This is a genomic window from Burkholderia sp. ZZQ-2, assembly GCF_050768715.1.
GTDB classification, from domain to species: domain Bacteria; phylum Pseudomonadota; class Gammaproteobacteria; order Burkholderiales; family Burkholderiaceae; genus Burkholderia; species Burkholderia cepacia.
Genome location: NZ_LDVA01000058.1, coordinates 93,543 through 105,049, shown reverse-complemented (window position 1 = coordinate 105,049; position 11,507 = coordinate 93,543). Strand labels below are relative to the sequence as shown.

Here is an 11,507-nt window from a genome sequence, read left to right as displayed (position 1 = left end):
GGCGAGCGCCGCGAGATTGCCTTCGCCGAACCCGTGGTGTCCCTTGCGCTGCACGATTTCGAAGAAGATCTCGCCGGGCCGGCGCTTGACGAAAGTCTGGAAGAACAGCCTCGGCACGCCGTCGCCGCCGATCTCGCCGTCGACCAGCACCGCGCGACGGCGCAGCGCGTCGAGATCGACACCATGCCCGGGCAGCCGCGCGTCGACGTCATCGTAATAGCGGGCCGGCGGCTCGATGAATTCGACGCCGTTCGCCCGCAGCGCATCGACGCAGGACAGGATGTCGTCGGTAGCCAGCGCGACGTGCTGCACGCCCTCGCCCGGATGGTCGGGCAGATACGCGTGCATCAGCTCGGTGCGCCGCGTGCCTTCCTCGTAGACCGGAATCCGCACCGCGCCGCACGGCGACACCATCACACGCGATTCCTCCGACACATGCCAGTGCGCGTCGATTTCGTGGATCTCGCGAAAATGCAGCAGGTCGTGGTAGAAATCCAGCCACTCCCGCATACGCCCCGCGCCGACGGTCTGCGTGAAATGATCGACCTGCTGCAGCCCGACGCCCACGCAATCGAGATCGGTATGCGCGGTCGCGATGTCGATCGGCCGGAAATCGATGTCGAAGATCGAGATGTCGCCGACGCCGCCCCGCTGGCCGTCGCGCCCGCGCCAGCGGTCGACGAAATAGAGGTGCGAATCGCCGATGCCCTGGATCGCGGGAATCTTCAGCTCGCCGACGCCGACCTTCTCGCCTTCGAACGCCCACGCACCGAGCTCGATCGCCCGCTCGAACGCGCGCCGGGCGCTGGCCACGCGCAGCCCGATCGCGCAGACACCCATCCCGTATTCCTCCGCGTAGCGCGCGGCGAACGAATCGGGTTCGGCGTTGATCAGGAAATGCATCTGACCTTGCCGGTAGAGCGTGACGTTTTTGCTGACATGCCGCGCGATCGCCTTGAACCCGAGCTGCTCGAAGCGCTGCGCGAGCGCCTCGGGCACCGGCGCCGCGAATTCGACGAATTCGAGGCCGGCCATCCCGAGCGGATTGGCGGCCGGATCGGCAACGGGCGGCGTATCGCTGGACAGGGGGTGGGAATTGCCGGGCATTCCAGTCTCCGGGGGCATGCGTTCGATGGGGATGGCGCCCGTCGCTGGCGGCAAACGCGGCCAGCGTGGCGACCGCATCCGCCCCGAACGGGCAAGTTCTCAATGCTGCAGATTTTAACCAGATCGTTCACGGCGGCACACCCTGACCAAACGGGATATCGTCGCGCCGCCTAGTGCAAACCCGAAAAGCGTTCGATAATCGCACGGACTTGTACGATAATCGCGCACTCTGCCCGATTGGCCGATTGCCGCCGTACGGCGCGCGCCCTATTCTCCGTTCACTCATCGACTTCAATGCAGCATCGGACGCGGCGCCGCCACGATTCCACGATGCGCCGTGCCAGGAGACACCGCCATGACCCCAACCTTCGACACCCTCGACGCCGCCGCCAGCGCCCGCGTACGCAACCAGGCCCGCAAGGCCGCGATCGGCAGCTTCGTCGGCGCCGTTGTCGACTGGTACGACTTCCTGCTGTACGGGATCGTCGCCGCGCTGGTATTCAACTCCGAGTTCTTCCCGAAAGTCAGCCCGACGATGGGCACGCTCGCGGCGTTCGCGACCTTCGGTGTCGGTTTCCTGTTCCGGCCGCTCGGCGGCGTCGTGTTCGGCCACTACGGCGACCGGCTCGGCCGCAAGCGGATGCTGGTCCTGACGGTGATGCTGATGGGGCTGTCGACGGTCGCGATCGGCCTGCTGCCGGCATTCTCGACGATCGGCTGGTGGGCACCCGTGCTGCTGGTGCTGATGCGCGCGATCCAGGGTTTCGCGGTCGGCGGCGAATGGGGCGGCGCGGCGCTGATGGCCGTCGAAAGCGCGCCGAAGCAAAAGAAGGCGTTCTACAGCAGCGGCGTGCAGGTCGGCTACGGCGTCGGCCTCGTGCTGGCCACGGGCATCGTGTCGATCCTGAGCCACACGCTCGGCGAGGCCGCGTTCAAGTCGTGGGGCTGGCGCCTGCCGTTCGTGTTCAGCATCGTGCTCGTGCTGATCGGGCTGTGGGTGCGCAAGAACATGGACGAATCGCAGGAGTTCGTCGAGAAGGTCGAACACGGCAACCGCAAGCTGCGCCTGCCGGTGCTGGAGGCGCTGACGCGCCATCCGAAGGCGTTCCTGCTGATCATTGCGCTGCGGCTCGCCGAGCTGTTCACGATGTACATCGTCACCGCGTTCGCGCTCAGCTATTCGACGACGAACCTCGGCATGTCGCGCGACCTGTTCCTGAACATCGGCCTGCTGGTGGGGGCGGTGAGCTGCGTGACGATCCCGTGTTTCGCGTGGCTGGCCGACCGCTACGGCCTGCGCCGCATCTACCTGATCGGCGCGCTGATCGGCGTCGCGTCCGCGGTGCCGTTCTTCCTCGCGCTGGAGGCGCGGTCGATCGCGTGGATCGTGATCTTCTCGATCCTGCTCGCGAACGCCGCGCACGACATGGTCGTGAGTGTCCAGCAGCCGCTGTTCACCGAGCTGTTCGGCGCCGAATACCGCTATAGCGGCGCGGGCGTCGGCTACCAGTTCGCGAGCGTGGTCGGCGGCGGGTTCACGCCGTTCATCGCGGTCGGCCTCGTCAGCGTGGCAGGCGGCTCGTGGCACCTCGTCGCCGGTTATCTCGCGGTGGGCTGCCTGATCTCGCTGATCGTCGCCGCGCGGATGCGGGCGGCGCAGTAACGACCCGATGGCCGGCCCCAACCGTGGCCGGCCATCACGCATCGCTCGACGGCGACTGCCAACGGCCTCGCTGCGTCGCGCGCGACGTCAAACACTGTCAGTTATACGCGCCGATTCCCCCTTTTCCCCTCTGAACATTCCACGCCGCCCGCCGACCAATGGCATCATATGGGCCTACGTCAGTCACCGATACGCCCCCATATCATGTCGAATCTCATCGTCCACGGCGGCACTCCGCTGCGCGGGGACATCAAGCCGTCCGCGAACAAGAACGCCGTCCTGCCGATCCTGTGCGCCACCCTGTTGACCGACCAGCCGTTGCGCCTCATCGGCGTGCCGGACATCACCGACGTGCGCAAGATCCTCGACATCTTCCGCACGCTCGGCAGCGACGTGTCGGTCGACTTCACGACGGGCCTGCTCGAACTCCACCATCGCGACACGAAATTCGATCCGGCCGTCCATCGGCTGCCGGAAGCGATGCGCTCGTCGATCATGCTGATCCCGCCGCTGCTCGCGCGCTTCGGCGTCGCGCGCCTCGAGAACGACGTGAAGGGCTGCACGCTCGGCGTGCGCGAGATCGATCCGCACGTCGAGGTGTTCGAGCGCTTCGGCGCGCACATCGAGCGCACGCCCGATTCGCTGATCGTCCGCACCGACGGCCCGCTGACGGCCAACGATCACTGGCTCGACTACGCGTCGGTGACGACCACCGAAAACTTCGCGCTGTGCGCGACGACCGCGAACGGCACGTCGACGCTGATGAATGCCGCGTCCGAGCCGCACGTGCAGGAGTTCTGCCAGTTCCTGGCGATGATCGGCGTCGCGATCGAGGGGATCGGCACGTCGCGGCTCTGCGTGACGGGCGGCCGCAAGCTCGGCGGCGGCGAGTTCCGCTTCGCCGAGGATTTCCATGAAATCGCGACGTTCCTCGCGCTCGGCGCGATCACGGGCGGCGACATCACGGTACGCAACTCGTCGCCCGAACACTTCCCGCTGATCGACCGCACGTTCGCGAAGTTCGGCGTCAACGTCACGCACCGCGACGGCTGGTCGCGCGCGGAACGCGACGGCCCGCTGCGCGTGCGCCGGCCGTTCACGCAGAACATCCTCACCAAGGTCGAAGCCGCGCCGTGGCCGTACCTGCCGGTCGACCTGCTGCCGATCTTCATCGCGCTCGGCGTGCGCGCGGAAGGCAGCGCGATGTTCTGGAACAAGGTCTACGACGGTGCGCTCGGCTGGTCCGGCGAACTGTCGAAGTTCGGCGCGCACGTGCTGCTGTCCGATCCGCACCGGCTGATCACGTTCGGCGGGCTGCAGCTGACGCCGGCCCGCGTCGAGAGCCCGTACATCATCCGCGTCGCGATCGCGCTGCTGATGGTGGCCGCGAGCATCGAAGGCCGCTCGGAAATCATGAACGCGCTGCCGATCCGCCGCGCGCATCCGCATTTCGTCGAGAACCTGCGCTCGGTCGGCGCGAACGTCGAATGGACGAGCAGCGAGTAAGACCCTGAAGGTACGGCGCACGCCACACGAGCGCCGTACCGCCACCCGCACCCGGTCGGCGGCTGTGTCAGCCGCCTTCTCCCGTCCCTCCCCCCGTTACTCGCCGCCCCCGCAATCGGCATCGCCGGCGCCCATGTGGTCGAACCCGTAGAGCATCACGGCGGTCGTCCCGCGCGCCGGGCTGCTCGGGCGTTTCGCCAGGCTTTCGTCGATCGGAGACGACGGATACTGGACACTCGTGTCCATCAGGTTGCCCGGCGCCGAACGCAACTCCGCGTCGGTCAGCTTGCGCGCTTCCGCGCGCGGCAGCCCGAACGCCTTGCGCACGTCCGCTTCGTTCCAGGTTCCCTTGAGCGTGACGGTGACCATCTGCAGGTCGCCGTGCTCCCAGTCCAGTTCGACCTTCGTCGCGAGCGGATGCACGCTGGCCGCGAGCCGGTCGGGGAACACCGGGCCTTCGTAGTAGGCCTTCGTGTTCCCGCACGCATCGCCGGTATTCCGGTACTTCTTCAATGCGCAATTGAAGCGCTTGTCACGGTAGCCGAAGGTCGATTCGACGTAGCAGCCGAACTTCGGCGACGTCATGCGCGGCCAGGCACGCACGTCGACGGCCGGCTTCGGGAGCGACGTACCGGACGAAGGATTCGCCGCGGCAAGCAGCGGCACGGCCGCGACGAGCACGGCCAACACGGATTCGCGAATTTTCATTGTTGTGGTCCAGTTGAGGCGCCGATTCTAAACGACGGGCATGTTCCGGGCTCGGGGCACGCACCCAGCGCCGGCTCATGCAAGCCCGGCGATACATCGCGGCAGATCCGATTTGCGCGATAATCGCCCACGCATGCGCGATTGCCGCGCACCGGGACGCCACCTTCCGACGATGAAAAAGCCCGAACTCGACCGACGCGACTGGATTGCCGGCCTCGAAAAAGGCCTGGCGATCCTCGAGGCATTCGACAGCCAGCACGCGCGCATGACACCCACCCAGGCCGCCGCGCGCACCGGCCTCACGCGCACGGCCGCGCGGCGCTACCTGCTGACGCTCGAATCGCTCGGCTATGTGTACACCGACGGCAAGCTGTACGGCCTCACGCCGCGCGTGCTGCGGGTCGGCTGGTCGTACTTCGATTCGGCGCGCCTGCCGCGCACGGTCCAGCCCTATCTGCAGCAACTGAGCGCGTCGCTGAACGAATCGGCGTACGTGAGCGTGCTCGACGGCTGGGAGCTCGTGTTCATCGCGCGCAACGGCGTGTCGCGCGTGATGACGACCGGCTTCGTGCTCGGCGCGCGCGTGCCGGCGCCGCTCACGTCGCCGGGCGTCGTGCTGCTCGCCCATCATCCCGATCGCGAAGCCGTGCGCGCGTGGCTCGACGACACCGAACTGCCGCCGTTCACGCCGCACACGGTCACCAACAAGGCGCGCCTGCTCGAACAGGTCGACCAGGCACGCGACGCCGGTTTCGCGGCGATCGAACAGCAATTGCAGGTCGGCGTGCGCGGCATCGCGGTGCCGCTGAAGAACCGTCACGGCGAAGTGGTCGCCGCGCTGAGCACGAACATGCCGATCGGCGCGGAGACGACCGATGCGGCCGTGCGGCGCGTCCTGCCGCACCTGCAGGAAGCCGCGCTCGCGATGCTCAACGTGCTGTAGCGACGCGTCGGAGCGCCCCCGTCACTTGATCCGCCACCACCGCGGCAGCAGATCGCGCACCTCCCGCCGCCGGTAACGGTCGTCGATCAGATGCACGACGCCTTCGTCGTGCTCGGTGCGAATCACGCGCCCGGCCGCCTGCACGACCTTCTGCAAGCCCGGATACAGGTACATGTAGTCGTAGCCGTTGCCGAAGCGTGCGTCCATCGCACGCCGCATCTGCTCGTTGACGTCGTTGACCTGCGGCAGCCCGAGCGTCGCGATGAACGCGCCGATCAGCCGCTCGCCGACCAGGTCCACGCCTTCCGAGAACGCTCCGCCCAGCACCGCGAAGCCGACGCCGCGCCCGCCCGCGTCGAAGCGCGCGAGAAACGCGTCGCGCTCGCCTTCCGTCATGCCGGGCGCCTGCGCCCAGACGGGCACGTCCGGGTGCCGTGCCTGCATCAGCGCGACCACGCGCCCCAGATAGTCGAAGCTGCTCAGGAACCCGAGGTAGTTGCCGGGCCGCGTCGCGTATTGCGCGGCGATCAGGTCCACGATCGGTTCGAGCGACCGGTCGCGGTCGCGCCAGCGGGTCGACACGTGGCTCGCGACGCGCACCGTCAGCTGCTCGGCGCGGAACGGCCCGTCGACGTCGAGCCAGCCCGTGTCGCCGGGCAACCCGAGCGTGTCGCGGTAGAAATGAAACGGACTCAGCGTGCCCGAGAAAAGCACGGTCGCGCACGCGGCTTCGTAGCGCGGTGAGAGAAAGCCGGCCGGAATCACGTTGCGCACGCACAGCGTCGACTGGACGCGGCGCCGGCGGCCGGCCGACGCAACGCCGTCGAGCGCCGGCTGGCGCGGCATCGGTTCGCCGTGCAGCGTCGCGTCGAAGATCGACGCACTGTCGAACGCTTCGGCGAGCACGCCGAACTGGATCGCCTCGAAATGAAACCGCAGCAGCACGTCGCCGTTCGCGCGCGGTGCGTCGGCCAGGTGCTCGCCGACCGCCGCGACGAGGTTCTGCAACGCCGACACGATCGGGCCCGGTATCTCCGGATACGCGGCATAACGCTCGGCCTGCGCGCGGTTGACCGTGCCCCACGCGCGGGCGAGCCGGTCGAAGGCCTTGCGCAGCGCGGCGGGTGCGGACTCGCGCGCGGCCGCGAATGCGAACGGATCGAGCGATGCGCTGTACATCTTGCGCGCACGATCGAGCAGGTTGTGCGCTTCGTCGACGAGCACGCCGACGCGCCACTGGTTCTGCTGCGCGAGCGTGTGCAGCATCGCGCTGCCGTCGTAGTAGTAGTTGTAGTCGCCGATCACCATGTCGGACCAGCGCGCGAGCTCCTGCGACAGGTAATACGGGCAGACGTCGTGCGCGAGCGCGGCCGCGCGCACGGTGTCGCGGTCGAGCAGCCCGGCCTCGATCGCCGCGTCGCGCGCGGCCGGCAGCCGGTCGTAGAAACCCTTCGCGAGCGGGCACGACTCGCCGTGGCACGCACTGTCGGGATGCTCGCACGCCTTGTCGCGCGCAACGAGTTCCAGCACGCGCAGCGGCAGCGCGGGCGTGCCGGCGCCGAGCGTCGCCGCCGCTTCGAGCGCGAGCGCGCGGCCGGGCGTTTTCGCGGTCAGGAAGTACACGTGGTCGAGCTCGCCCTCGCCGCAGGCCTTCAGCAGCGGAAACACGGTGCCGAGCGTCTTGCCGATGCCGGTCGGCGCCTGCGCCATCAGGCAACGATCGTCGCGGGCCGCGCGATAGACGGCCACTGCCAGCTCGCGCTGGCCGCTGCGGAACTGCCCGTGCGGAAACGCGAGCGCGCGCAGCGCCGCGTCACGCGCCGCGCGGTGCGCCGTCTCGCGTTCGGCCCAGCCGACGAAGCACGCGCACTGCTCGGCGAAGAACGCCGCGAGCTCTGCAGCCCCCAGCGTTTGCGTCAGCACCGTCTCGCGCTCGGACACGATGTCGAAATAGACGAGCGCGACATCGATTTCCGGGAGGCCGCGCGCGTCGCACATCAGGTGCGCGTAGACCTTCGCCTGCGCCCAGTGCAGTGCGCGGTGGTTGGCGGGCATCGCGTCGAGGCTGCCGCGGAAGGTCTTGATTTCCTCGAGGCGGTTCGCCGCCGGATCGTAGCCGTCCGCGCGGCCGCGCACGGTGAGCGTGCCCCACGTGCCCGTCAGCGCGATCTCGGTTTCGTAGCGAGCACCGCGGTTCGACGTGACCGCGCCGTGGCCGGCGATGCCTTCGAGCGCGGTGGGCGCGGGCGTGAAGCGCAGGTCGAGATCGCCGCGCCGCGCGGTGAACTCGCACATCGCCCGCACCGCGACGACGTAGCTCATGCGGACAGGCCCGCCGCTTCGACGGGCACGACGTCCGCGCCGGCCCACTCGACATCGATCACGCGCACCGGAATGCCGTGCGCGACGCAGTATGCGAGCCAGCGCGTCTGGTTGTCCTGCAGGCGGTCGCCGGGGCCTTTCACCTCGACGAGTTCGTAGCGGCGCTCGCCGGGCCAGAAGCGGACGAGATCGGGCAGCCCCGAACGGTTGCTGCGGACATCCGCGAGCAGGCGCGTGAACCACAGCCGCAGATGCTCCGGCGGCAGGCACGCAAGCGCCTCGTCGAGCAGTGCGTCGCTCAGCACGCCCCAGAACACGAACGGAGATTGCAGCCCCGCTTTCGTCGCGAAATGCCGGCGAATCGTCTCGCGATAAGCGCCCGAATCGAGTTGCGCGAAGCACGCGGCGAATGCGTCCGCACGGCGCGCGGCGAAATCGGGCGCGTGCAGGTCGGCCGGGCCGCGCTGGAACGGATGGAAGAACGCGCCGGGTACCGCGGCGAACACGGGTTCCCAGCACAGCAGCCCGAACAGCGAATTGATCAGCGTGTTTTCGACGTAATGGACCGGCGCAGCCGGTTGCGCGAGATGGTCGCGCACCGCGAATTCGACACTGACGAATGCATCGGGGCGCGCGAGCACGAGCGTTTCGCGCGGCACGTCCGCCGCCGGGGCCGCGCGTTCGACGCGCCGGCCGAGCCGGCGCTGCAGGCGCGGCAGCATGCGCTCGACACGCTGGCGCTCCTCGTCGCTCTCGAAACCGCCGCACGCCTCGAGCGCCAGCGCGAGCGCATCGTCGTCACGCCCGCAGCGTTCGAGCACACGGATGCGCCGATGGCGGCTGCCGGGCCAGGCGCTGCGCACATACGCGTCGAGCGCGCCGGCCCAGTCGGCCCGGCGCTCGCACGTCTGCCCGAGTGCGAACAGCAGCTTCGCGCGACGCGTCGCGAGCCAGGGCTGCGCGCAGCCGACCGCGTCGATCGCGTGCACCAGATCGTCGAACGGCAGATCGTCGGGCCACGCGTCGAGCGCATCGCGGCACGTCTGCAGCGCGAGATACGCGTCGACGTCGCCGCGCTGCTGGAACGCGCGCGACGACGGCGCGATCGGCACGCTTTCGTACTGGAACACGCCGAGATCGGCGAGCACGAATTCGCTCCAGTCCTGGTGGAGATTGCCGAAGAACATCAGGCGCAGCCGGTCGCACAGCGCGCCGACCGTCACGCGCAGCACGCGGTCGCCGGCCTGCGCGCACCACGCGTCGAGCGGTTGCGCGATGTCGTGCGCGGGCCGCAGCCGTTCGAGCCACTCGGGCTTGCGCTCGCCCGCATGCGCGGCGAGTGCCGGGAAGATACGCAGCAGATCGGCCTTGGTCGACAGCGCGAACAGTTCGTCGAGCGTCAGCGCGGGGGCCGGATCGACCCAGCCGAGTTCGACGAGCGGCGCGGCCGCGTCGAGCGCGCAGCCGATTTCGTCGTACACGAGCTTGCTCGCGCGGAAATCGGAGCCGTTGCGCATCAGCATCCGGACGAGCAGCGCGCGCGACGCCTGCGGCAGCGCGGCGAACTGCCGGACGAACGCGTGCTCGTGCGCATCGAACAGGTCGTCGTAACGCGCGCCGAGCCAGGCCAGCGCGCGTTCGAAATTGGTCAGGTAGTAAAACGCCGGGGGCGTCGGCGAAGCAGGCGTCACGGGGATTGATCACTGTACATTTGTACAGGTCTGAATCATATCAAATGTGACGGGAAATGCCGCTGCCCCGATCGCCTCGTTTGCTGCCCGGCCCCGCTCAGAACTGGTAATTCACCGACATGTCGAACACGCCGTTGGTCGACTGCTGCGTGATCGGGCTGCGCGCGGCGCGGCCGACGAGCTGCTCGATCGCGCCGTCGATCGTGATGAACCAGTGCTTGTTCACGAACCAGGCCATGGTCACGCCCGCACCGTACGACTTGATCCCGGCCCCCGACGAATACGCCGGCAGCCCCGAACGCGCGGCGGCCCCCTGGTTCACGCCGAACCAGCTGTTCATGTAGCGCGAATCGGCGAACGACACGGTCGGCCCCGCGAACCAGAAGAAATGCTCGTTGCTGCCCGGCAGCGGCATGTACGCGGAGAAATCGCCGACCCAGCCGTTCGAGCCGCCGATGCTGCGCCGGATATCCGCGCGCAGCACGAGCGGAAACTCCTTCGAGATCACGTAATCGGCCGCCAGTTTCATCACCGGCGCCGCGTTGATGTTGTCGAGGCCGTTCAGGTGCTGGATATCGTCGGCCGAGCGGCGCCCGAGGTCGTAACCGACGGACAGGCTCACGCGCCAGTTCGGCCCGCGCAGCACGTTCGCGCCGAGCCCCTCGCCCGTCGACAGGAAGAACAGGTCGCGATAGCGGATGTCGAGGTTCGGGCCGCCCATCACGCGATAGCGGTCGGAGCCCGCATAGCGCGGCTGCAGGGTCATCGCAGCGCCCACGCTGATATTCCACGTGGAAATGTTCGGGTCGAACAGTTTTTCGAGCGGCACCCCCGCCGAGTATTGCCACTCGCCGAGCGGCGAAGGCGTCTGGGCCGACGCATCGCGGGTGCCGGCCGCGGCAAGCGCCGCGCACGCCGACAGGCCGGAAACGAACCGGCGTGCGCCGGGTGACAGCAACAGGCGAGCAACTGTGGCCAAGGTGGTCTCCGTCGGTTGCGCGAAACGAACCTGAGGGAAAGCGCATCGCGCCTCTTCGGCCGCAGCGGCTGCCAGGCTGCGGCACGAACGTAGCGTGTGCTGAATTAACGGACATCCTACGCGACGCGCACGCAGACGCAAAGCGCCCGCTGCGCGCGGGCACTTTGCCCTGCGTGGGGATCGAGCGGCGTGGCAGGGACGAATCAGAATCGTTCGACGTGATAGTCGCCGGCCAGCGCGGCCGGGCTGCGTGACGACATCATCCGCGAGAAGCCGTCGGCGAGCCGGCCGAGCGCCAGCTGCTTCTGGCTCGCATCCCAGTGCGTATAGGTGTCGTACGCGGCATCGTCGAACGACACGGTGACGGCAGCCGGGCGGCCGCTGGCGCGATAGCCGATCTGCAGCACGCCGCCCGGCAGTTCCTCGATGTGATAGCGCAGCGAACGCGATTCGAAATAGCGGCCCAGCACCTGAGCGATCGCGCGCTTGTCTGGCGATTGCACGTGAATGTCCATGACGGTCCTCCTTTTCAAGGTTCGCGCGGCCGGTCGCGGTGCACCGCTTCCGCCCGGCATCCGCATCGGCGGC

General features: G+C 68.4%; 9 protein-coding genes. 3 read left to right on the top strand and 6 right to left on the bottom strand.

Going from position 1 to position 11,507, the window contains the following annotated elements; all coding sequences use genetic code 11:
- Positions 1–1,107 (bottom strand): 4-hydroxyphenylpyruvate dioxygenase family protein (locus ABY44_RS02415; RefSeq protein WP_431640805.1); only part of this gene is annotated, 1,107 nt, incomplete at its 3' end.
- Positions 1,108–1,462: 355 nt separating this feature from the next.
- On the opposite strand from ABY44_RS02415, the gene shiA reads away from it, so the two are divergent.
- Positions 1,463–2,770 carry a shikimate transporter gene (shiA, locus tag ABY44_RS02410; protein ID WP_060170925.1) on the top strand — a complete coding sequence of 436 codons (1,308 nt, stop codon included), beginning with the start codon at positions 1,463–1,465 and terminating at the stop codon, positions 2,768–2,770.
- A gap of 204 nt (positions 2,771–2,974) precedes the next feature.
- Entirely contained in the window at positions 2,975–4,276 is a 1,302-nt protein-coding gene (locus ABY44_RS02405; protein WP_027791585.1) for a UDP-N-acetylglucosamine 1-carboxyvinyltransferase, read from the top strand.
- A 96-nt stretch (positions 4,277–4,372) separates the two neighbouring features.
- Here ABY44_RS02405 and ABY44_RS02400 read toward each other — a convergent pair whose 3' ends face one another.
- On the bottom strand, positions 4,373–4,984 hold the full coding sequence (locus tag ABY44_RS02400) for a hypothetical protein (RefSeq protein WP_059694860.1): 612 nt from the start codon (positions 4,982–4,984) through the stop codon (positions 4,373–4,375).
- Between the two features lie 172 nt (positions 4,985–5,156).
- Between ABY44_RS02400 and ABY44_RS02395 the strand changes: the two genes are divergently transcribed.
- Positions 5,157–5,927 carry an IclR family transcriptional regulator domain-containing protein gene (locus ABY44_RS02395; protein ID WP_021162744.1) on the top strand — a complete coding sequence of 257 codons (771 nt, stop codon included), beginning with the start codon at positions 5,157–5,159 and terminating at the stop codon, positions 5,925–5,927.
- Between the two features lie 21 nt (positions 5,928–5,948).
- Here the strand turns inward: ABY44_RS02395 and ABY44_RS02390 are convergent, their stop codons facing one another.
- The 4 genes from ABY44_RS02390 to ABY44_RS02375 form a co-directional block, all read right to left on the bottom strand.
- A complete protein-coding gene (locus ABY44_RS02390) occupies positions 5,949–8,249 on the bottom strand; it encodes an ATP-dependent DNA helicase (protein WP_060170927.1) in 2,301 nt (766 codons plus the stop codon).
- Positions 8,246–9,940 (bottom strand): VRR-NUC domain-containing protein, encoded by a 1,695-nt coding sequence (locus ABY44_RS02385; RefSeq protein ID WP_060170930.1) that lies wholly within the window; start codon positions 9,938–9,940, stop codon positions 8,246–8,248. The genes ABY44_RS02390 and ABY44_RS02385 overlap by 4 nt, the downstream gene beginning before the upstream one ends.
- A gap of 97 nt (positions 9,941–10,037) precedes the next feature.
- Complete coding sequence (locus ABY44_RS02380) at positions 10,038–10,919, bottom strand: MipA/OmpV family protein (RefSeq protein ID WP_021162747.1); 882 nt, start codon at positions 10,917–10,919, stop codon at positions 10,038–10,040.
- 203 nt (positions 10,920–11,122) lie between these two features.
- Positions 11,123–11,434: a hypothetical protein gene (locus tag ABY44_RS02375; protein WP_060085522.1), complete on the bottom strand. Its 312-nt coding sequence runs from the start codon at positions 11,432–11,434 to the stop codon at positions 11,123–11,125.
- Positions 11,435–11,507 lie beyond the last annotated feature (73 nt).